Source organism: Fischerella muscicola PCC 7414, from assembly GCF_000317205.1.
Taxonomy (GTDB): Bacteria; Cyanobacteriota; Cyanobacteriia; order Cyanobacteriales; family Nostocaceae; genus Fischerella; species Fischerella muscicola.
In genome coordinates, this window is the sequence record NZ_AJLK01000004.1 from 16,884 (window position 1) to 41,060 (window position 24,177).

Sequence of the window (24,177 nt, forward strand, 5' to 3'; positions counted from 1 at the left end):
ATAGGTCTTGGGGATGGTAACAAGGAGTTTTATATACTTAATTAATTAGTACACTATTTATAGCTTCTCTAAAATAGGCGACATCAATTACAAATTTTTACTAAGAAAGAAGGAATATCTACTAAGGGTAAAACTTGATTTGCAACTTTGAAGGCGATCGCTGCTGCGGGCATAATTGCACAAAAGGCACTCTCAGGTTCTTCAACTATAGTCATTCCCCCGCGTGCTTTGATTTTTGCCAGTCCTTGAACACCATCTTGATTTGCTCCTGTCAACAGTACACCGATAACTTTTTGTTTATAAGCATCCGCCGCAGTTTCAAATAGCACATCAATTGATGGCCGTGCGTAGGTGACGGGGGCATCGGTAGATAGAGAAAAATAAGGTTGAGAAACTGTTTTGTCTTTACTTTCTATTAACAAGTGATAATCTGCGGGAGCTAAGTATACCCACCCAGGTAAAATTTCTTCTTTGTCTTCTGCCTCCTTAACGACTAAATTAGTGTAACTTTGTAATAAGAATCTTAGTGTATCATCAGAAGTTTTGTGACGGTGTTGGACAACGGCTATTGGTACAGGGAAAGTTTTGGGCAATCCCGATAATATGACTTGTAATGCTTCTAGTCCGCCAAAAGATGTACCAATCACAATGAGTTTATATGTCATAAGTTTTTATGTGTTAGTGGTTGGTGGTTGGTGGTTGATTCTCCAAGCAACAATCAACAAGCAACAAACAACAAAATTTAACTTACTCTTCGATAAAATTTTTCACTACTAACTAATTGTTCATAGTCTTGTTCATGGGGTGTAAATCTGATCGATTCTTGACGTCCTAATCCTAAAATTCCAAATCTAATTAAGCTTTCGTAAAAAAGTTTATGAACTCGATGCTGAAGAATTTTATTAAAATATATTAAGACATTACGACAAAAAATTACATGAAATTCATTAAAAGAATTATCAGTAGCTAAATTATGTAAGGAAAAAATTATATTTTCTTTAAGTTCTGATGAAAAAATAGCATTTCCGTAAGCTGCTGTATAATACTCAGAAAAAGATTTATTGCCACCTGCTTGTATATAGTTCTGAGTATATTCTTGCATCATCGCTAATGGAAAAATTCCTGATTTAGCTTTACGCAAAACTGTTTCATTAATGTCAGTGGCATATAAACGTGAGCGGTGATAAAGTCCTTCTTCTTTTAGTAAAATTGCCATCGAATATACTTCTTCACCAGTAGAACAGCCAGCGTGCCAAATACGAATAAAAGGATAAGTTCTTAAGATGGGAATTACTTTTTTTCTAAAAGTTAAAAAAAAGCTCGGATCTCGGAACATTGCCGTGACATTAATCGATAAATTTAATACTAATCTCTCTAGGCATTCTGGTTCATGAAGGACTTTCTCTTGCAGTCCAGAGATAGTGGTTAATCCTTCAGTTTTAACAGTATTCCAAATCCGGCGTTTGAGGGAAGCTAAAGCATAGTTTCTAAAATCAAACCCGTAATAACGATATATCCCTTCTAATAACAATTGAATTTCTACATCTTCCAGTTCTTCTCTCTCCATGTTTTTTAATTAATTAGATGAAATAAATATATTTTGTTAGTAGTTAGTGGTTAGTAGTTAGTAGTTAGTGGGTAGAGACACGAGGAACATCGCGTCTCTACAAGAGTGGTTAGTTGTTGGTTGTTGATTTGCCATTGACAATTGACCAATTATACCAATTCGCCCTGAGGGGGTGACAAGGGGGATGTAACTTAGGCTTGGCTTGCCTTTCACTTTAATCACTGCTGAAAAGATGAGAATTAATTGAGCGCGATCGCGCTTTGTGAAAATAGGAGTTTTGAGTGCTGATGAATAAGAAAAATCTTGCTGTTGCTTTTTATCTTTGAGGGCGTCCGTCACCTGAAAGGCTTGCCCTGCCACAAGTTGACTGCGGTTGTCACCCCCTCAGCAATTCGCCAAAAGAATGCGACAGATAGGCCACGTTTTAGAGACGCGATTCATCGCGTCTTTATCCAAGGGATGTGTTGCAATCATTAATTGAATTGGTATTATTCCTTAATGGTAAAATAAAGCGGATTTATCCGTGGATTCAATCCAAATTCAAAATCTAAAATCCAAAATTTTCTGATCATCTTATTTATAATGTGAAAGTATTAAATCCCACATCTACCCACAAATAAAAAATAATCTCTCATACCTCTATCTGAGGAACGAATACTATCGGTACAACCAAACACGCAATAGCGAAAGTAATTGTTCTGTGTCAACAGGCTTGGTAATATAGTCGGATGCACCAGCCTCAATACACTTTTCGCGATCGCCTTGCATGGCTTTGGCAGTCAAGGCAATAATCGGCAGAGATTTAAAATCAGGATTAGCGCGGATGCGGCGGGTGGTTTCGTAACCATCCATTTCTGGCATCATCACATCCATCAAGATAGCATTAATATCAGGATTATTTTCTAAAACAGCAATCCCATCGCTGCCATTTTCAGCATATAAGACTTGCATTTGATAACGCTCAAGCAGACTAGTCAGGGCAAAGATATTGCGAACATCGTCATCGATAATCAATATTTTTTTGTCTGCTAATAGGTTGTCGGAAGTTTGTAATTGTTCGAGAATTTGACGTTTAGGTGCGGGTAAATTGGCTTGAACACGGTGTAAAAATAAAGCAGTTTCATCTAAAAGTCGTTCCGGCGATCGCACATCTTTGACAATTACTGTCTCGGCGATACGTTGCAGTTGCGTATCTTCGCTTCTGGTCAATTCCCTAGCAGTATAGACAATAATAGGTAGTGTCTCAACATTCGGTAATTTTTTGATTTGTTCAATCAATTCAAAACCACTCATATCTGGTAGTCCTAAATCTAGAACTACACAATCAAATTTTCCATTGGCGATCGCGGATAATGCCTGGGTACCATTACTGACAGCAGTGGTAGCAACGTCGTCGTTACCAATTAATGTCACAATACTTTGACGTTGATTGTCGTCATCTTCTACGATCAACAGATTTTTAACTCGCCTGTCTACGAAACCTTTGATTTTAGTTAGTGCTTCCTGTAATGTCTCACTGCTAATCGGTTTTTGCAAATAAGCGATCGCACCTTGTTGTAAACTGCGCTGTTTTCCTTCTTCTACTGTCATCACATGTACAGGAATATGGCGGGTATTGGGGTTGTGTTTGAGGCGATCTAGTACTGTCCAACCATCGATTCCCGGTAAATGAATATCTAATAAAATTGCTGTTGGTTGATATTCCTGTGCTAGCGCCAAACCAGTATTACCACTATGAGCCAGGATACCTTTAAATTCAGATTGTCGCGCCATATCTAAGAGAATCCGGGCGAACTTAGTGTCATCTTCCACAATTAATAAAGTGCGATCGCCCGGTTGGATGTTGTCTCTGTCGTCGATGACTGGAGTGGAGATCAGGGGGGTGGGGGGAGTGTGATGGGGTGGTGGGGTGGTGGGGTGGTGGACAGAAGACTTCACCCCATCTCCGGTTCTCCCCATCTCCCCAGCACCAGAAAGTGGTTGGGGTAAATACAGTGTAAAGGTACTCCCTTCCCCCAGCTGGCTGACTAGTTTTATTTCCCCACCAAATAAACGGGTAATTTCTCGGCTGATAGATAAGCCTAATCCTGTACCACCAAATTTACGACTGGTAGTACCGTCTGCTTGTTGGAAAGCCTCAAAAATGATTTTTTGTTTTTCCGGAGCGATACCAATACCTGTATCTTTGACTGCAAAACCAATAATTTTTTCTGCCTGATTTAGTGTTTCGTGATCAAAACTCCAGCCTTGTTTGGCTACAAAGATTTTTAAGCTGACTTCACCTTTTTCTGTAAATTTAAAAGCGTTAGCAAGTAGGTTTTTGAGGATTTGTTGTAGCCGCTTGGCATCAGTATAGATTGTCGATGGTAGTTGTGGGTCTAATTCAATTGTGAAATTCAATCCTTTGTCAATTGCTACTTGTCTAAAAGTACGTTCTAATGGCTCACATAAATCAGCAATTGTGATTTGAACCATATCAATAGACATGGTTCCCGATTCTATTTTGGCTAAGTCGAGTATGTCATTAATCAGGGACAATAAATCGTTCCCAGAGGAGTAGATTGTTTGGCTGTATTCGATTTGCTTGTCAGTGAGATTGCCTTCAGCATTGTCTGCGAGAATTTTTGCTAGTATTAATAAACTGTTGAGTGGTGTCCGCAATTCGTGGGACATGTTGGCAAGAAATTCAGATTTGTATTTAGAAGATACTGCTAGTTGTTCGACTTTTTCTTCTAATGATAATCTAGCTTGTTCGATTTCTTGATTTTTGCGTTCTACTTCTTTATTTTTGTTGGATAATAATTCTGCTTTTTCTTCTAGTTCAGCGTTTAGTTGTTGTAACTCTTCGTTCGACTCTTCTAATTCTTGTTGTTGTTGTTTCAAGAGTTCTTCTGAGGTTTGTAGTTCTTTTGCCTGTTCTTCTAAACGCTGATTTTTTTGTGTAAGTTCTTGTTGTTGAATTTGTAATTGTTGGGTTAATTGCTGAGATTCTTCTAGTAGTTCTTGAGTGCGAATGTCAGCAGCGATCGCGTTCAAAACTATACCAATAATTTCACTAACTTGATCTAAAAAAGTCAGATGAATTTCTCGAAATTTCTGTAAAGAGGCTAATTCAATTACTGCTATTACCTGGTTTTCAAATAGCACAGGCAAAACGATGATATTTAAAGGCTTAGCTTCTCCTAAGCCAGAACGAATGCGGATATAATCACTTGGTACGTCTGTAAGTATAATTTTTTGTTTTTCTTGAGCACATTGTCCCACCAATCCTTCACCCAAGCGGAATTTACTTGATAAATTTTTACTTTCTTGGTGTGCATAGCTACCCAGTAATTTGAGGATCGGTTGCTCATCTTCAAACTCCATGAAATAGAAAACACCTTGTTGTGCATCCACCAATGGTACAATTTCTGAGAGAATTATTCTGGCTACATTTTCCAGATTTCTTTGACCTTGCAACATCTGGCTAAACTTGGCAAGATTAGACTTAAGCCAGTTTTGTTCATTATTTTTGAGAGTTGTTGCCCGGAGATTAGCGATCATCTGATTAAATGCTTGTGCCAATATCCCTATTTCATCCCTACGGTTGTCAATTGGCACATTTACAGACAAATCACCTGCTGCTAATTTTTCTGTAGCTTTGGAGATTTCTGCGAGTGGTTTAGAAATATTTCTGGTGAGATAAGCACCAATTAAAGTTAGCAATAAAAAAGCTAGAGGGATACCATAAATAATAGTATCAGTTGCCTGCTGAGCAGCAATTTGAGCCCGGTTAGTACGCTGTTGTAGAAGTCGAATTTCTTCGGCTTCCATCTCTGTAACTAGACTACGGATTTTGTCTGTTAAAATCTTACTTTGATCTGTCAATATTAGTTGTCTAGCAACTGCAAAACCCTGATTTCGCCGTAAATTAATGCTTTTTTGATCTACAACTAATCTTTGATTAATTAATGTCTCTATATTAGCTAATTTAATTGTTGTTTGAGGATTATCTGCTGTTAATTTACGTAAGTCTTTGAGACTTTGCTGAATATTAGGTAATGCATTATTGTAAGGTTGCAAATAACGTTTTTCTCCAGTAATAATATAACCTCTTTGTGCTGTTTCTGCATCTTTGAGTTGGGACATTAAATCATCTAATTCGCCCATTACTTCATAGGAGTGACTTTGCCAACGATAATTATCAATTAAATTATTAGTAGTGCGGTATGATATTATTCCCAGAGCAGTGATCAGGGATAAACCCAGAGCAAATCCCGCACCGATTTTTGCACCAATATTGCAATTATTATTTACCATTTGTGATTTAGTTTATCAATCAATTTATTAGTTACCAATTAAAAAATCAAGAAGGACAGATCCCCAACTACTTTCAGAAGTCGGGGATCTTGTTGATGAGTTTCAAGGCAGGCGGAGATTAAGGTGCTGATAACTGATAACTGTTAACTGTTCACCTATATAACCAGACACGTAATAGTGAAAGCAACTGTTCAATATCGACAGGTTTGGTGATGTAATCAGACGCACCAGCCTCAATGCACTTTTCGCGATCGCCTTGCATTGCTTTGGCAGTCAAGGCAATAATCGGTAGAGATTTAAAATTGGGGTTAGCGCGGATGCGGCGGGTGGTTTCGTAACCATCCATTTCTGGCATCATTACATCCATCAACACAACATTAGTGTCGGGATTGTTTTGCAAAACTTCTATGCCATCACTACCGTTTTCTGCATAGAAAATCTGCATTTGATAACGTTCCAACATACTAGTCAAAGCAAAGATATTGCGGACATCGTCATCGATAATTAAAACTTTTTTACCTGCCAGTTGGAAGTCAGAATTTTGTAATTGTTCAAGAATTAGACGTTTAGGTGCAGGTAAATCGGCTTGCACACGATGCAAGAATAAAGCAGTTTCATCTAAAAGACGTTCAGGCGATCGCACGTCTTTCACAATAATTGTCTCGGCGATGCGCCGCAGCTGCACATCTTCCGCCCTCGTCAATTCTCTGGCTGTGTAGACGATAATCGGTAGGGCTTCGCCATTGGGGGATTGCTTGATTTGTTCAATCAATTCAAAGCCATTCATATCTGGTAGTCCTAAATCGAGGACTACGCAATCAAATTGGCCGTTTCGTATGGCTTGCAATGCTTCACTAGCAGTACTAACAGCAGTAGTGGCAACATCGGTATTACCAATTAACTCCACAATACTCAGACGTTGATTTTCATCATCTTCTACAACTAGTAAATTTTTGACACGTCGTTCCACAAAACCTTTAATTTTAGTGAGTGCCTGGTGTAGTGTCTCACTGCTAATCGGTTTTTGCAAATAAGCGATCGCACCTTGTTGTAAACTGCGCTGTTTCCCTTCCTCTACAGTCATCACATGTACGGGGATATGACGAGTGTTGGCGTCATGTTTGAGACGATCTAGCACCGCCCAACCATCCATCCCTGGCAGACGAATATCCAGGATAATGGCAGAAGGCTGATATTCTTGGGCTAATGCTAAACCTGTATTGCCACTATGGGCAACAATGCCCTTAAATTCATTTTGTCGTACCATCTCCAAGAGAATCCGGGCAAACTTAGTGTCATCTTCCACAATTAATAGTGTGCGATCGCCCGGTTGGATGTTGTCTCTGTCATCAATGACTGGAGTGGAGATCAGGGGAGTGGGGGGAGTAGGGGGAGTGTGATGGGGTGGTGGGGTGGTGGGGTGGTGGACAGAAGACTTCACCCCATCTCCGGTTCTCCCCATCTCCCCAGCACCAGAAAGTGGTTGGGGTAAATATAAGGTAAAGGTACTACCTTCACCCAGATGACTAACTAGTTTAATTTCTCCACCAAACAAACGAGTAATTTCTCGACTGATGGACAAACCTAATCCTGTACCGCCAAATTTACGGCTGGTAGTACCGTCTGCTTGTTGGAAAGCCTCAAAAATGATTTTTTGTTTTTCAGGGGCGATACCAATACCTGTATCCCTAACGGCAAAAGCTATTACTCTATTAGCACGATTCAAGGTTTCTTGGTCAGAACTCCATCCCTGGTTGGCTACAAATACTTGTAGGCTAACTTCACCTCTTTCTGTAAATTTAAAAGCATTTGCCAGTAGATTTTTGAGGATTTGTTGCAGCCGTTTGGCATCAGTATAGATTGTCGGCGGTAGTTCTGGGTGTAATTCAATTGTGAAATTCAATCCTTTGTCTACTGCGACTTGCCTAAATGTGCGTTCCACCTGTTCGCGCAGATCAGATAATCGCATCTGATCCATATCAATAGACATAGTTCCCGATTCAATTTTGGCTAAGTCGAGAATGTCGTTAATTAAGGACAACAAATCGTTGCCGGCGGAGTAAATTGTGCGGCTGTATTCGATTTGCTTTTCGTTGAGGTTGCCTTCAATGTTGTCTGCTAATAACTTAGCCAAAATCAACAAGCTGTTGAGTGGTGTCCGCAATTCATGGGACATATTGGCGAGAAACTCAGATTTGTATTTAGAAGATAGGGCTAGTTGTTCAGCTTTATCTTCCAATGACAGTCTAGCTTGTTCGATTTCATGATTTTTGCGTTCTACTTCTTTGTTTTGTACAGCTAAGAGTTCTGCTTTCTCTTCGAGTTCGGCGTTGGTTTTTTGTAATTCTTCTTGCTGTTTCTTGAGTAAATCTTCCGATGCTTTCAGGGTTTGGGCTTGTTGTTCGAGGCGTTTATTGGTTTCTCGTAGTTCGTTTTGCTGACTTTGCAATTCCTCAGCTAAAGACTGGGACTGTTTGAGTAACTCTTCCGTACGCATACTCGCAGCGATGGTGTTCAAGACGATCGCAATACTTTCTGTGAGTTGGTCAAAAAATGTCAGATGAATTTCGCTAAAGCGCCGGAAGGAAGCAAGTTCAATTACCGCCGTGACTTGTCCCTCAAATAGTACAGGTAGCACTACAACATTAACTGGGCTTGCTTCACCTAAACCAGAACTAATTTTGATATAGTCGTGCGGTACTTCTGTTAGGAGAATGCGTTCTTTTTCTAAAGCACACTGTCCGACTAAGCCTTCACCCAATTGGAAGCGGTTAGCTAGATGTTTGCGTTCGCGATAGGCGTAGCTACTCAGTAATTTCAAATACTGATGATTATCCGCATTTTCCATGATGTAGAAGACGCCGTGGGCTGCCCCAACTAAGGGCGCTAACTCTCTAAGTATCAGTTTGGATACAGTTTCCAGGTCGCGCTGACCTTGTAACATCCGGGTAAACTTGGCCAGGTTGGTCTTCAACCAGTCTTGTTCGGTGTTTTTCTGAGTAGTCTCGCGCAGGTTGGCGATCATCTGGTTGATATTGTCTTTAAGGATGGCAACCTCACCTAAAGCTTCCACAGCAATTGACCGGGTTAAGTCACCCTTAGTCACCGCAGTTGCAACTTCTGCGATCGCCCGTAGCTGGGTAGTCAGTGTGGCAGCCAGTTCATTGACGTTGTCGGTCAAATCTTTCCACGTACCAGCCGCCCCGGGGACTTTCGCTTGTCCGCCTAATTTACCTTCAATACCCACTTCCCGTGCCACGGTCGTCACTTGGTTGGCAAAGATCGCTAGGGTATCAATCATCTCATTAATGGTTTCTGCCAAAGCTTCAATTTCACCTTTGGCATCTAGCATTAATTTCCGCTTCAAGTCACCGTTAGCAACCGCCGTTACCACTTTGGCAATGCCTCGCACCTGTGCCGTCAAGTTACTCGCCATTGAGTTGACATTGTCGGTTAAATCTTTCCAAGTGCCTGCTACGCCTTGCACCTGGGCTTGACCGCCGAGTTTGCCTTCGGTTCCTACCTCCCTCGCAACCCGCGTTACTTCCGATGCGAAGGAACTTAGCTGATCCACCATTGTGTTGATGGTGTTTTTCAAGTCTAAAATTTCGCCCCTGACATCAACAGTAATTTTCTTGGAGAGGTCGCCATTTGCCACCGCTTTTGTCACTTCGGCAATGTTGCGCACCTGTGCTGTCAGGTTGCCTGCCATTAAGTTGACGTTATCGGTCAAATCTTTCCAAGTACCAGCTACACCTCTAACATAAGCTTGTACACCCAGTTTCCCTTCAGTTCCCACCTCCCTCGCAACCCGTGTGACTTCCGATGCAAAGGAATTAAGTTGATCCACCATTGTATTGATGGTGTCCTTCAACTCTAAAATTTCGCCTTTGACATCGACGGTTATTTTCTTGGACAAATCACCATTAGCTACCGCCGTTGTCACTTCGGCAATATTTCGCACCTGGGAAGTCAAGGAACCCGCCATTGAGTTAACACTATCTGTTAAATCTTTCCAAGTACCCGCCACACCCCGCACTTCTGCTTGGACGCCGAGTTTGCCTTCGGTTCCTACCTCCCGCGCCACTCGCGTCACTTCTGATGCAAAGGAATTAAGTTGATCCACCATTGTATTGATGGTGTCCTTCAACTCTAAAATTTCGCCTTTGACATCGACGGTTATTTTCTTGGAAAGATCACCGTTTGCCACAGCTGTTGTGACTGCGGCAATGTTACGTACCTGTGCTGTCAAGGAACCCGCCATGAAGTTGACGCTATCTGTTAAATCTTTCCACGTACCCGCCACACCTTTGACGTCTGCTTGGACGCCGAGTTTTCCTTCTGAACCTACTTCCCTAGCAACCCGCGTTACTTCCGATGCAAAAGAATTGAGTTGATCCACCATAATATTGATGGTGTTCTTCAACTCGAAAATTTCCCCTTTCACCTGCACAGTAATTTTCTTGGAAAGATCACCGTTAGCGATCGCTGTGGCCACCTCTGCAATATTCCGTACTTGGTCAGTGAGGTTGCCTGCCATCATATTCACTGCCCCGGTGAGGTCTTTCCAAGTGCCGGCAACACCTTTGACTTCTGCCTGTACACCGAGTTTCCCTTCGGTTCCCACTTCTCTCGCCACCCGCGTCACTTCTGACGCAAAGGAACTCAACTGATCCACCATTGTATTGATGGTGTTTTTCAACTCCAGAATTTCGCCTCTGACATCGACGGTGATTTTCTTGGAAAGATCACCGTTTGCCACAGCGGTTGTCACTTCAGCAATGTTCCGCACCTGTGCTGTTAACGAACCCGCCATGAAGTTGACGCTATCTGTTAAATCTTTCCACGTACCTGCAACGCCTTTGACTTCCGCTTGTACGCCCAGCTTACCCTCTGCACCTACTTCTCTAGCAACCCGCGTCACTTCACCAGCAAAGGAATTGAGTTGATCCACCATCGTATTGATGGTGTTTTTCAACTCCAGAATTTCGCCTCTGACATCGACGGTGATTTTCTTGGAAAGGTCGCCATTTGCCACAGCGGTTGTCACTTCGGCAATGTTGCGCACCTGTGCCGTTAACGAACCCGCCATGAAGTTAACGCTATCTGTTAAATCTTTCCACGTACCCGCCACACCTCTGACATCTGCCTGTACACCGAGTTTTCCTTCCGAACCCACTTCCCTAGCAACCCGCGTCACTTCAGATGCGAAGGAACCAAGCTGATCCACCATGATATTGATGGTGTTCTTCAACTCCAAAATTTCGCCTTTAACATCAACCGTAATTTTCTTGGAAAGATCACCGTTGGCAATGGCTGTAGCTACTTCTGCAATATTACGGACTTGCCCTGTCAAATTACCAGCCATCATGTTGACGCTGTCGGTTAAGTCCTTCCAAGTGCCTGCCACACCCCGCACTTCTGCTTGGACGCCGAGTTTTCCTTCGGTTCCTACTTCCCTCGCCACCCGGGTAACTTCACTTGCAAAGGAGTTGAGTTGATCCACCATTGTGTTGATGGTGTTCTTGAGTTCTAAAATTTCGCCTTTAACATCGACAGTGATTTTCTTGGAAAGATCACCATTTGCTACTGCTGTCGTCACTTCGGCGATGTTCCGTACCTGTGCCGTCAAGGAACCCGCCATGAAGTTAACACTATCTGTTAAATCTTTCCACGTACCCGCCACACCCGGCACTTGGGCTTGTCCACCGAGTTTGCCTTCTGCACCCACTTCTCTAGCAACCCGCGTCACTTCACTTGCAAAGGAGTTGAGTTGATCCACCATGATGTTGACAGTGTTTTTCAACTCCAGAATTTCACCCTTAACATCAACCGTGATTTTCTTGGAGAGGTCGCCGTTGGCTACTGCTGTCGTCACTTCCGCAATATTACGGACTTGGGCAGTTAAATTTCCTGCCATCATATTCACAGATTCCGTCAAGTCTCGCCAAGTCCCTGCCACACCCGGCACTTGGGCTTGTCCACCGAGTTTACCTTCTGCACCCACTTCTCTAGCAACCCGCGTCACTTCACTTGCAAAGGAGTTGAGTTGATCCACCATGATGTTGACAGTGTTTTTCAACTCCAGAATTTCACCCTTAACATCAACCGTGATTTTCTTGGAGAGGTCGCCGTTGGCTACTGCTGTCGTCACTTCCGCAATATTACGGACTTGGGCAGTTAAATTTCCTGCCATCAAGTTAACGCTATCGGTTAAATCCTTCCAAGTACCTGCCACTCCTGGAACTTGTGCTTGTACGCCGAGTTTACCTTCGGTTCCGACTTCCCTGGCAACCCGTGTCACTTCACTGGCAAACCCATTCAACTGACCCACCATTGTGTTGACCATTTGGGCAGTTTGGAGAAATTCTCCCTTGAGGGGTCTACCGTCCATTTCTGGGGCGATGGTTTGGGAAAGATCACCATTTGCCACTGCTCTGATTACCCGCGCTGTTTCAGCTGTAGGCTGGACTAAGTCAGTAATTAATGTATTCACAGAATCAACACAGGCAGACCACCCACCACGCACATTACCCAAAGAAGCGCGTTCGCTAATTTTGCCGTCTTTACCAACAACCTTCCCAATCCGTTGTAATTCTGCTGTTAGCCGTTCATTTTGCTCAATAATATCGTTGAGTGTATCGGCGATTTTTCCTGCCATACCAGTTTGGTCGATAGGCATCCGTGCCGAAAAGTCGCCTTTTTTGACTGCTGACAGTGTTCTGAGCAGTTGTCTTAGATCTAAATTATCGCTTTCTTTGGTTAACTGTTCAGTGGGCATACTGATGGCTTCAAAGTAAATTATACACTCTTTCTGCTATAGCCTGCTACTAGTTTCAATCACACTCTGCTCATAAAAGGTATACCACCCAATTAGTCATGTCAGGGTAACTTTGCTCTTCGTCAGCTGGCTATGCAGACTTTAGATGTATAGACTATAACGAAATTTCTCAAAATCGCGATCAAGGAATAGATATAAATCTATCCAAGGTATGATTAATTTTTATAAAGTTAAAAAAACAAGTTGGAGAAAGTGATTTGAACAAAGCGATCGCTTCTAAATTTAAATTAACCACGACATAAATATTATGGTGGAAATCGAACACCTTGAATAAGGCGATATGCTTGTGGTTAGGATGAATCGGTGTTCGATGGGTGTATCCTATACCTAAGCCACTTGCGTGTCTACATCTGTGTTCATCGGTGTGTATCGGTGTTCGATATATCTAAAGATATAACGGTTTGTGATTAATTTCAGTGAAGGAAAACGAACACAGATGAACACAGATGAACACAGATAGATTCATTTGTATCGCTTCTCTATAAACAATAGACCTCTTGCAAAAATAAAAGAACCCCTCCCCAACCCTAAGCGAAACGGGGAGGGAGTTAAGATTTCTTCCCCCCGATCACGGGGGGATCGAGGGGGGTTGATTCGACTTTTGCAAGAAGTCTATTTTTTGGATAAACGGTATAAATAGTGGGATCTGAGGAAGAAGTTATAGTTTTTGAGTTCGCCGAAATGATTTTTGCGTCCGCTGAAATGGTTTTTGAGTTCGCCGAAATGATTTTTGCGTCCGCTGAAATGGTTTTTGAGTTCGCCGAAATGATTTTTGCGTCCGCTGAAATGGTTTTTGAGTTCGCCGAAATGGTTTTTGAGTTCGCTGAAATGGTTTTTGCGTCTGCCGAAATGGTTTTTGCGTCTGCCGAAATGGTTTTGCGTCCGTCTTCTCGGCTTTTATACCGTTCTCTTCCGGTATCCATCGCAGCGCTTCCTCAACATTACGATCGCTTGGAAATGCGCTGTCCTATCAGGAATTGTAACGGCTTTTCGAGTGGGCGATCGCTTAACCTGTGTTTGCAGACTTCTATACTTATAAATATTTTGTAATTTTTTTACATAACAAGTGGAGTCTCTAGTATTTTGGCTAGGATCTGGAAAGGGCTGATTCCATACGTAGACTATAATTTGATACATTCAGTAAAACCACTATATATATAAAGTGTAATGACTGATTCAACTGCGACTAAAGCTACATTACAAGTCAACAATCCCAATAGCATCACGATAGCGCTTTGCTGGTGTCTAGCTTGGGGAGACAAAAAGCAACCTCAGTTTCCTTTAAGTGTGTTGCAACAAATGCGACAGGCTTTGCATGAAGGGAAAGAAGTACCAGAAATAACCAAATCCCTTGTTGAGCAAGTTAAACAACTGCAAAGCATCCCTGAAGGTTATTTTCCCAAAACCCTTGATGAATTAAACAATGATTATCCTGAATTATGGAAACAGCAGACTCGCATTGGCTTAGTTTACGGTGGTGCGACCAAGATTAAACAGTATGTATTTGAAGCGGCTAAACTTCCGGATATTCGCGGTGCATCAGCATTACTTGACAGAATTAATTTAGTTGATTTGCCTGCTTTTTTTGGTTGTGAACAACATCCTGATTATCCTCAATGTCAACAAGCAAAAAATTACTGCAAAAAAGTCAGAGAAAATTGGTTAGATAAACCAGAAAACTTCCCTCAACTTTCACAAGCATTGATTCCAGAGTTAATTATTTATTCTACAGGTGGAAATATTCTGGCGTTTTGTCCTGCTGCTTTTGTTGATGATTTAGCTAATGCGATTGAAAAACGTTATACAGAAGAAACTTTGACAGCTAATTCCTGCGCGGTGGGAGGAAAATTTAAGCCATTAGAAATCCAATTTGGCTTGTTGCCAGATGAATTAAATAATGAGACATTCTGGTTAGAAAAATATCTAAAAAATCTAGATAATCAATTAATTCACGCTTATTTTGCTCAACCTGACACAAATTCCGAAGAAGCTTTTAAAGAACGCAAAACATTTAATGAATTGGCTGGAAAGTTAGCAGCAAAATTTAATCAAAGGCGGAATGGCAATAAATTGCAGGAAAGTGATAGAAGCTTGCGTTGTTATCCGCCTATGTTTGAAACTCATCCCTACTTAAAGCGAGATGAAGGCGATCGTCGTTCTGCTATTATCCAAGCGAAAAGTTCTCCCGACGATCCAAGTGAGGGACTTCCTGACGATCCGTGGTTTTCAGAAGCATCCGCAAGGAAGAGATACGTAGGACAAATAGCTAAAAGAGACAATAGTTCAAAAAAATGGTATGAAAAGGCAGGTTTTGCCTGGGAACCTGGTGAGGATGCAGTAGAAAGTTGGGTTGACAAGTTTGAGCAATATTTACATGATACTCCCCACAAATACTACGGTAAAATCCGTTCCGAAAATCTTCACCCCAGCCGAGTTAAAGAAGCACTTTCTGTTAGAGAAATTGGCGATGCTAGCGCTCCAAATGGCTTTATTGCTTATATTTATGCAGATGGAAACAACATGGGAGGTTACATCCAAAAAGAAATCAAAAATCCGGAAGACTATCAACGCTTTAGCCGGGATATTTCTGATGCTACAGAAAAATCAGTTTATGCAGCTTTAACAAAACATCTTCAACCCCACAAATTAAATTCAAAGTTGCAAGCAGAAAGAAAAAGTACAAAAGAAGTGTGGATTCATCCGTTTGAAATTTTAACTATTGGTGGGGATGATGTGATGTTGATTGTGCCAGCAGATAAAGCACTTGCTATCGCTAAAACAATTGGTGAAGAGTTTGAAAGACAACTTTTAAACAAAGGAAAACGTTACAAATCGGACAAGAATTATAATCCACAATTGGTGCATCGCTATCATGGCAAAAAAATAATTACAGATGAGAAACAATGTAAATTAAGTATGTCAACAGGGGTGTTAATTACTGCTGAAGACACACCAATTTACTATGCAGAAAAACTTACTAGTCAATTGTTGAAATCTGCTAAAAAATATGCCAAAGACCTCAGAAAACAGAATTATTATGGCGGAACAGTTGACTTTTTGGTGATGAAAGCTGTAACGATGATTTCTTCTAATATTGGGGAATTTCGTTCTCAGGGATTAATCAAATCAGGACAAGGACAGCAAAAACTCAAGCTATATGCTGTACCCTATACTTTACACGAACTGGGTGGACTTTTGGAAACTGCTCAGGTTTTAAAGGATGCAGAATTTCCGCGATCGCAACTCTACCAAATTCGTAATCTACTAGAACGAGGTAAACAGACAGCAATACTCAACTATCGTTATTTTCGACTGCGACTAACTAACAAAAACGCTCAGAATTTATTGAAAACTCAATTTGAAGATGCATGGTGCAAACCAAAGCAACAAAATAACAACGGAAATCTTGCACCTTGGATGTCTTTAAAAGAGGACAAACAAGGATCTCAAGAAAAAGTCACTTATGAAACTATTTGGCGAGATTTAGTCGATTTATATCCTTTTATTAAAAAGTCACATAACACTTCTAATCCATCACAGTTACAACAACAGACTTCGTCAACATGATTTTTTTGCAGAATTTACCTCAAAATCAAATTCAAACTATTCAACTCATCGCAGTAATTGATACTGCATTGTGTGTTGGTGCTGGTGGTTCTGATAGTTCCCTTGCAGACAAACCCATAGTCCGCAATGCTAAAGGACAACTAGTTATTCCTGCCTCTCAATTAAAGGGTAGATTACGCCATGAATGCGAAAAGCTAGCAAGAGGATTAGGATGGCAAATATTTGCATCACCCAAAGCAGAAACACTTTGTCCAACAGAAGCACAAGTTAATCCTAGATTTAAGTCTGATTATCAACTAGCTGGTTATCAAGGCTATCACTGTTTTATTTCCAAAATCTTCGGTAATCCTATACTTCCATCACGCATTGTGGTTGATGATCTCATTTGTGACATCGAACGACAAGACTTACCAGAGGTATTACGTCCTGGTGTCACCATCAACCGTCGCCGTCGCACCGCAGAAGAACAAAAACTCTACTTTTTAGAAACTTCCCCAGCTAATAATCAACTGGAATTTACTGGGAAGATTCATTTACTTCCAGAATGTCCAGAATATGCCAAACCCTTGATTTTAGCTGCTTTGCGCCATATCCATGCTTTGGGTGGTAGTAAATCTGTTGGGTTGGGTTGGTTGAAATGGAAGGAACTCGAAACACTACCAAAAGATGATCAAACCTGGAAATTGTTAATACCAGAGGCAAAAGTATGATGCGAATTATATTAGAGATTACAGCTTTGTCTCCATTAGCGATCACTGGGAAAAAACCTGGTTCAGTGAGTGAAGCCGAAGATCATATTCCTGGTTCAGTAATTCGAGGCGTGATCGCATCTCAAATTCTACAACTATCTAATCAACAAATACCAGGCATATCAGAACAAAATTTAGTATTAGGCGGCGGTGACTTTGAATCACTTTTTTTAGGTGATGAACCTGCCATTTTTCAAAATGCTTATCCAGCCGTAGCTAAGATTGCAGATGAGTCCAATTCTGGTAAAACTAAGTCTGACCTCATTTCCAGAATTGTGAATGATGAAGTTATGGTTTTACCTGCAACAGCAGTTAGTTCTAAAACAAATCCAGGTTTTTTACCCAAAGGTAACGGAGTTTTTGATACACTAATAGATCGCTTTTGTGCAGATGCATACAATTATCCTTACGACCCTAGCGATCCAAAATCTCTGGAAGAGAAAACAGATGCACGGGTTGAACCATACAGCAGCTTCTACAGTAAAACTAACGACAGCAAAATCAAATATAAATACCGCAGTCATTCTATTAGCACTCGCTTTCTAACACGAGTTGGAATTAATCGCCGCAGAGCCACATCAGAAGATGATATCCTTTACAGCATTGAAGTTTTAAATGAGTCATTTGTTGAAGACTCCAATACAAATTCTAAAAACTGGCATCCTGTTGTTTATCGAAGTTCAGTTTTAGTTCAAAATCCAGAATTAGCCAAATCTCTGAGTAATTTTATCAATCAAAATTCTGAGAATTTTCGTTTAGGTGGTGCAACTTCACGAGGTTTAGGCAAGGTTGTAATTCAAGCAAAAATAGAGGAACACTCAGCAGATATCAAAGCAAGAGTCACTGAATTTAACAAACAACTTGAAGAACGTTGGGAATTGTGGTCAGTATTTGGTGAACCCGAAAAAAATCTATTAGAAAATCGCACTTATTTTACTCTTGACCTGCAAGCTGACGCAATTCTTACAGACAATTGGCGACACACCACGGTAATTTCCACAGAAATGTTGTGTCAATTTGTAGAATTAGAGAATGAATTCTTGCAACTAGATAGGGATGAAAAAGATAATTTTCTTAAGTTAGAAGTAGCATATAGCAGCTATAACTATCGTTCTGGTTGGAATGCAGCTTGGGGACTAATGAAAGATATAGAATTAGTCACTAATAGAGGCTCTGTATATTTATTTAGTACAAATAAACCGGATTTATGGTTAGAAAAATTAAAGGATTTAGAACTAAAAGGAGTAGGCGATCGCACCTCTGAAGGTTTTGGACAAATACAAATTAGTAACGAATTTCATAGTGTATTTCGGGAGAAAGCTAAATGAGTGAACAATCAGATCCACAAAAACAACTCAAGATTCAAAAGGGAATTCTTCAAGCTGAAGATGAGCTAGTTGTCTGGATTCAAACTGCTTTAGATAACACAAAATATGGAGACTTAGAAGAATCACAATTTCGTAACTTAGTACGACTTTCTGACACAACTGATAGTGCAGAAGTAATTAAAAATTTCATCCGCTATCAAGTTGGTAGAGATAAAAAATGGGGTAGAGGCAAAGAATCACTAGCTGAAAAAATTATTGAAGATATTGATGGTAATATTCAGAAAAAAGCCCAAGAAATTGCTAAATCTTGTCAAAGCGATTTTAAACCAATTTGGTTAGAGATGATACGCCGTTATTTAGGCTATGGCGCACGATATCTCAAATATAAGCGCGATGGTATTCAAGTATAAAAATATAAGCAAAGTTAACTAGGAGCTTATTTTAGTATGCCAAAAATTCTTTTAGTGACAGTTGGTGATTCTCATCAACCGATTGTGACTGCAATTCGTGCTCTTCAACCTGATCGCGTTATCTTTGTGTGTTCTGATGGTAGTAAAGGCAGTAAATCCCAAGTAATAGGAGAAGGATCTCCCTGTGAAGTCCGACGTGGAACAGAAGTAATTGAAAGATTACCTAATATTCCTACACAAGTAGGATTAAGCGATCGCTTTCAACAAGATCGAGATTTAATTTTAATTCAAGAACCAGATGATTTATCAGAATGCTATCTGAAAACCTCATTATGTATTCGGAGTATTCAGCAAGAGTTACCAGATGCTCAAACTATGGCTGATTATACAGGCGGCACTAAATCTATGTCTGTAGGATTGGCAATGGCTGCTCTTGATTATCAAGTCACATTATATGTAACTACGACTGTCCGAACAAACATTATTAAGATCGAAAGAGGAGAATTGCCTGGACAGGCAACAGTAGCACCCGTAGTTGCACAGCGCACCCTTGGACAATTCTTACCAATTTTCTTACAACAATACAACTATCCAGCAGCGATCGCTCAACTAAAGCGACTTCTGTCATCAATGGAATTGCCACCTGAGACTAGACGACAAATTCGAACCTTATATGCTTGTTGCTGTGGGTTGGATGCCTGGGATCGATTTGAACATAGGGAGGCTTTGGAATTTTTTGAGTCTCAGATGAAATACCCTGAAATTCGACAACTGGGGTTATTTCTTAAGCGTGTGATTAACAGTCGAGGACAGATCGATGAAAAGTTTGATTTTAGTAATAGTACGGTAGGACACGGTTATGAGATTGTCCAAGACTTAATACTAAATGCAGAACGACGTGCTGCTCAAGAGCGTTACGATGATGCAGTTGGTAGACTTTACCGAGCTTTAGAATTATTAGCTCAAATTTGTCTGTTGAAATCATATGGTATAAAAACAGGTGACGTTGATATTCAGCAACTACCGGAATCTTTGCGGGATGAATATGAGCAAAAACGCTCTTCTGTTAAGAAAAAAATTCAACTGGCTTTGAAAGATAGCTATGAGCTTTTAAGTAAACTGCCTGATGACCCAATAGGACAACTTTATCAGCAAAATGCAAACAAAATTATTAATGCCTTAGAAGTTCGTAATAACTCGTTATTTGCTCATGGATTTCAACCAATTACTAGTAGTGATTATGAGGATGTAAGTAAAGTATTTGTAAATTTTATCCAATCTGCTATTGAGACCGTTACTCCACATAAATTGAAATTACAATCGCCACAATTTCCCACTACCCTAGAAATTTAAGGCATATCTAAAATATTTTCAAAGTAATCTAAATATTAGAAACTATGTTCGATACTTTCAAAAATCGCTTGCAAATTATAGGAAAACTCACTACAATCACCGCATTAAGAATTAGTGCAGGTCGTTCTAGTGAACCCATAGGATCTGATTTACCAGTCATTAAAGATGCTTTGGGTAATCCACTCATCCCAGGTTCTAGCTTTAAAGGTGCAATGCGATCGCGTCTCGAAAGTTTTCTCAGAGGAATTGTAGGAAGCGATCGCAAACTAGTCGCCAACCCCGCAAACGAAGATGAATGGTCAATTACATCTCAGGAAATGAAGCAGTTAAAAGAGACTTTTGATAACGATGAGGCTTTAACTGCGGAAATTATCAAGCATACAGATTTAATTTCTCACCTGTTCGGTTCTCCTTGGATTGCTAGTAAATTCCAAGTCCGAGATTTAACAGTAGTAACTAATACTTGGTTTGGACAATACCAAGAAAGAGATGGCGTCGCTATTGATCGCGACACAGAAACAGCAGCAGATGGTAAACTTTATGATTTCCAAGTAGTTCCCGGTGGTACGCAATTTGAATTTCAGGCTGTAGTGGAAAATGCTGAACCTTGGGAATTAGGACTACTAATGATCGGCTTGCATCAATTTGAAACAGAACAGATACCTTTGGGTGGTGGACGTTCTCGTGGTTTGGGTGTGGTTAAACTGGAAATAGACAAAATGGACTGGATTGATGTTGATAAAGATCCAGAAAAATTATTGACATACTTACAAGAATTAGTCAGTAATCATACGACTGATACTATCTCCAGCTATGCAGATGGTAAACAGTTTAAAGATATTTGGACTCATGACCTTATTACTTATCTCAGAGAAAATATAGCTAAGCAATCTACCACTGTTCAGCCAAATACTTGAGGAGGTCAATATGGCTTTCAGTAACTACAAAACTATCGGTGAAGTTCTCAAAGCATTTCAAGTCACCTATACTGAATCAAATTTTATGGGTGAAGTTGAGTTTCAAGTCTCTGACTATTTCCGGGAGGACTTAGAAACAGTGATGCGAGAAGGAGTGGTTAATAACTCAGAATTTGCTGTGTGCGAAAATTTGATCTACCCAGTTTTAAAAGAAGTATGGAAACGCTACAGTAGCAGATTTACTTTGTGGAGTCACCAATCCTTTAATTATGATGAAAATTTGTCAGGTTTCCCAGAGTATATCCTGGCGAAAAGGTCGCCTTTAGGGAAAGTAGTTTTTGATAAGCCATATTTCATCTTAGTAGAAGCAAAACAGGATAACTTTGAGGCTGGATGGGCGCAATGTATTGCTGAGATGATCGCAGCACAGAAACTAAATAATGAATTTGCCATCACTATATTTGGAATTGTTTCTAATGGCGATCGCTGGCAGTTTGGTAAATTAGAATCAGAAAAATTTACCAAAAATCTAACTTTTTATAGTATTCAGGAACTAGATACATTGTTTGCTGCTGTTAATTACATTTTCCAACAGTGTGATTTGCAGCTAAATAATCTGGTAGCTGCTTAAGCTTGATTTTTTAATTCAATACAATCATGCATAAAAGATTCGTTAATCACTGCACAATTGATATCACTCTCATTCCCGATGGTCCGATTCTGATTAAATCGGGCAAAGAAGGTGCTGATCCAACCAAGCCTGATATGGAGTTTGTGGAAACATATCATGCTGGAGGACGTTCTATATATTTGCCAGGAAGCAGTTTAAAAGGTGCTATTCGCGCCCATGCAGAACGAATTGTTAGGACGGTAGGTAGAGATAGACGCGATTCTAATAATTTAGATATACTTTGGGCAAATGACCCATTAAATGATAAATACGATTATCTCCAAAATAAATCGTCTAGTGAGATTTACAAACTTTCCTCTTTTACAGACCAAATGTTTGGCAATACTTCTATCGCTAGCCGTATCAGAATAGAAGATGCTTATCCTGATCAATCCCAACCATTGAAAATAGAAGAACGTAATGGAGTAGCAATCGACCGAATATTTGGTTCTGTTGCAGTCGGCCCTTTCAACTATCAAGTTTGCACTGCTGGTGAATTCCGTACCAAAATTCATTTAAAGAATTTTACCTTGGCACAGTTAGGTTTAATTGGTTTAGTATTGCGAGATTTAAATGATCGTTGGTTTGGCTTAGGTTTTGCTAAATCTCGTGGTTTGGGTACAGTAGAGGTGAAGTTAAATCAAGCCGTTGTGCAATATCCTGGCTGTATTTTATCGGAAGATAAACAACAAATTTGTGCTATTGGTAGTCAAAAAAAATGGGCTAATACTTACCTTTTAGGTGTAGGAGAGTTTTTAGAACCAGATGAAGCAAAATTATATGCTTTCCCTACAGTAGACCATCAAGATACACCCATCGCAGCCCAAGAAATGGATTTAGGTTTTGGTGTCCAGCTCATTTGGCAAGAAGGAAGAGTTCAAGATTTATTTGAGCGTTCTGTAAGGTCTTGGAGTAATTTATTGGTACAGACGAAATGAAACCTTTTGTTGGTTATAAAAAAAATCCTTTATCAGTCTTGGAATTACTAGATTTAATACCAAACTTCATAATTGAACCTAGCTATTATTTTTTGCGTTGGACTCACAAAGTCAGTGGCATTTTAGAAGAACCACCAACAGAAACAGACTTTCCCATGCTAGAAGGACAAATGTTCAATCATGAGTGTGAACTGCGGTGGAAATACAAACAAAAAAATACTTATGAAATACTGTTATTAACTATTAATGACATTCATCATAGCTTTGAGTTAGTCGGGAAAAATTGGCGCATAGAACCAAGTAATATCAAAAAATTTCCCTCCTATGCTTATCCCGCTTATGGGTATCGACCTGATGAAACTCGTTTTCCTAAAAAGCTTATTTTCCCAAAAGATTTAGATACTCGACTGCACGAAGAAAAAAACAAAAAACCAAAATTAGCTCAACGTTATTTTATTGATGATCGAACTTCAACTGTGCAATTTGTAGCTTTGACTGTAGAACTACCGCAATTATGACAACAAATCGTCCACAACGTCCTAACCCTGAACTAGCACCAAAACCTTATCAATTCGTCTCTTTTCCTAAAGAACGTCCCAAGTTACAATGTCCTGTGGGACATCATAAATATTTTAGCGATCGCCTACATGGCACTTTATATCTGAAGCTGAAAGTGCAGACATCTCTCCACGTCTCCACCGGGGTAGTTGTCATGGGTAGCGACATCGGTAACAACCGCATTTCCTTGATTAAAACCATGATCCAAGGTGTTGACCAAAAGCTTTCAATTGGCGGTACCTCCCTCAAAGGCTGCATCCGGTCTGCATACGAAGCAATTACCAACAGCACTTTAGCAGTAATCACTTCTAAGTATAAATCCCAAATTCCCCCCGAAAGACTACCTTGCCGTAACAAAGAACAACTTTGTCCCGCCAGTCGGGTATTCGGCGCGTTAGATTGGCAGGGTTTACTAGATTTCAACGATGCCAAATGTGAGAAAATCGGATTTACTGCTGGCTTTATGCCTTCGCTGTATCGTCCCCGTCCCGAACAACGCAGCGCATACTTTGTTCGTGGTCTAGTAGCAGGTCGCAAATTTTACTACCATACAATCAGGGCTATAGATAAAGGGCAAAATGCTGGTATCCCCGTACAGCAAGCCGCAAGAGAGTACACTTTCACAACTCAGTTGCATTTTAAGAATTTACTACCAGAAGAGTTAGGAACTTTATTAATTATCTTAGGACAAGACCCCAAATATCCCATTGCCTTGAAAGTGGGAGGTGGTAAACCTATCGGTATGGGGACAATGACGGTGAGTGTGGAAAAAATCGAACAACCGCAAAACCTCAAGCAACGCTATTCATCATATCAGCTAAGTGAATCTGATGAATTAACAGGAGAAAAACTACAAAAATTTATACAACAAAATATCAAAATTGCCCACTCACGCCTGATTCAGAAACCGCAACTAGAAGAACTTACAACCATACTGCGCTACCCTACCGACCGTGAACCACCAGCAGGAATGTACTAAT

General features: G+C 40.3%; 15 protein-coding genes and 1 pseudogene. 10 read left to right on the forward strand and 6 right to left on the reverse strand.

Annotated elements, in window-relative coordinates; translation table 11 throughout:
• Positions 1 to 83 precede the first annotated feature (83 nt).
• The 6 genes and pseudogenes from UYI_RS0100320 to UYI_RS36305 all read right to left on the reverse strand — a co-directional run bounded on the left by UYI_RS0100320 (position 84) and on the right by UYI_RS36305 (position 13,630).
• The gene (locus UYI_RS0100320) at positions 84 to 665 is read right to left on the reverse strand and encodes a chemotaxis protein CheB (RefSeq protein ID WP_016864699.1); all 582 of its coding nucleotides are present in this window, start codon (positions 663 to 665) and stop codon (positions 84 to 86) included.
• A 77-nt stretch (positions 666 to 742) separates the two neighbouring features.
• Positions 743 to 1,567 carry a CheR family methyltransferase gene (locus UYI_RS0100325; RefSeq protein ID WP_016864700.1) on the reverse strand — a complete coding sequence of 275 codons (825 nt, stop codon included), beginning with the start codon at positions 1,565 to 1,567 and terminating at the stop codon, positions 743 to 745.
• A 165-nt stretch (positions 1,568 to 1,732) separates the two neighbouring features.
• A pseudogene (locus UYI_RS39925) lies at positions 1,733 to 1,927 on the reverse strand (hypothetical protein); the annotation flags it as partial.
• A 297-nt stretch (positions 1,928 to 2,224) separates the two neighbouring features.
• On the reverse strand, positions 2,225 to 5,866 hold the full coding sequence (locus UYI_RS31640; RefSeq protein ID WP_016864702.1) for a response regulator: 3,642 nt from the start codon (positions 5,864 to 5,866) through the stop codon (positions 2,225 to 2,227).
• A gap of 151 nt (positions 5,867 to 6,017) precedes the next feature.
• Entirely contained in the window at positions 6,018 to 12,647 is a 6,630-nt protein-coding gene (locus UYI_RS0100340; protein WP_016864703.1) for a HAMP domain-containing protein, read from the reverse strand.
• A 608-nt stretch (positions 12,648 to 13,255) separates the two neighbouring features.
• A complete protein-coding gene (locus tag UYI_RS36305) occupies positions 13,256 to 13,630 on the reverse strand; it encodes a hypothetical protein (RefSeq protein WP_157226270.1) in 375 nt (124 codons plus the stop codon).
• 244 nt (positions 13,631 to 13,874) lie between these two features.
• Here UYI_RS36305 and cas10 point away from each other — a divergent pair, with 244 nt between their 5' ends.
• From cas10 to UYI_RS0100395, 10 genes are read left to right on the forward strand one after another with little or no spacing between them, the layout of a single operon-like run.
• Positions 13,875 to 16,274: a type III-B CRISPR-associated protein Cas10/Cmr2 gene (gene cas10, locus UYI_RS0100350; protein WP_016864705.1), complete on the forward strand. Its 2,400-nt coding sequence runs from the start codon at positions 13,875 to 13,877 to the stop codon at positions 16,272 to 16,274.
• Positions 16,271 to 16,984, forward strand: a complete 714-nt coding sequence (locus UYI_RS0100355) for an RAMP superfamily CRISPR-associated protein (RefSeq protein ID WP_016864706.1) — start codon at positions 16,271 to 16,273, stop codon at positions 16,982 to 16,984. The genes cas10 and UYI_RS0100355 overlap by 4 nt, the downstream gene beginning before the upstream one ends.
• Complete coding sequence (csx10, locus tag UYI_RS0100360) at positions 16,981 to 18,351, forward strand: type III-D CRISPR-associated RAMP protein Csx10 (protein ID WP_026085660.1); 1,371 nt, start codon at positions 16,981 to 16,983, stop codon at positions 18,349 to 18,351. Before UYI_RS0100355 ends, csx10 begins: the two co-directional genes overlap by 4 nt.
• Positions 18,348 to 18,761 (forward strand): hypothetical protein, encoded by a 414-nt coding sequence (locus tag UYI_RS0100365; protein ID WP_016864708.1) that lies wholly within the window; start codon positions 18,348 to 18,350, stop codon positions 18,759 to 18,761. Before csx10 ends, UYI_RS0100365 begins: the two co-directional genes overlap by 4 nt.
• Before the next feature lie 36 nt (positions 18,762 to 18,797).
• Positions 18,798 to 20,114, forward strand: a complete 1,317-nt coding sequence (locus UYI_RS0100370; RefSeq protein ID WP_016864709.1) for a TIGR02710 family CRISPR-associated CARF protein — start codon at positions 18,798 to 18,800, stop codon at positions 20,112 to 20,114.
• Between the two features lie 44 nt (positions 20,115 to 20,158).
• A complete protein-coding gene (csx7, locus tag UYI_RS0100375) occupies positions 20,159 to 21,031 on the forward strand; it encodes a type III CRISPR-associated RAMP protein Csx7 (protein ID WP_016864710.1) in 873 nt (290 codons plus the stop codon).
• 10 nt (positions 21,032 to 21,041) lie between these two features.
• Positions 21,042 to 21,662 carry a hypothetical protein gene (locus tag UYI_RS0100380; protein ID WP_016864711.1) on the forward strand — a complete coding sequence of 207 codons (621 nt, stop codon included), beginning with the start codon at positions 21,042 to 21,044 and terminating at the stop codon, positions 21,660 to 21,662.
• 26 nt (positions 21,663 to 21,688) lie between these two features.
• Positions 21,689 to 22,639 (forward strand): RAMP superfamily CRISPR-associated protein, encoded by a 951-nt coding sequence (locus UYI_RS0100385; RefSeq protein ID WP_016864712.1) that lies wholly within the window; start codon positions 21,689 to 21,691, stop codon positions 22,637 to 22,639.
• Positions 22,636 to 23,157, forward strand: a complete 522-nt coding sequence (locus UYI_RS0100390; protein ID WP_016864713.1) for a hypothetical protein — start codon at positions 22,636 to 22,638, stop codon at positions 23,155 to 23,157. The genes UYI_RS0100385 and UYI_RS0100390 overlap by 4 nt, the downstream gene beginning before the upstream one ends.
• Positions 23,154 to 24,176: an RAMP superfamily CRISPR-associated protein gene (locus UYI_RS0100395; protein WP_016864714.1), complete on the forward strand. Its 1,023-nt coding sequence runs from the start codon at positions 23,154 to 23,156 to the stop codon at positions 24,174 to 24,176. The genes UYI_RS0100390 and UYI_RS0100395 overlap by 4 nt, the downstream gene beginning before the upstream one ends.
• Position 24,177: the final 1 nt, after the last annotated feature.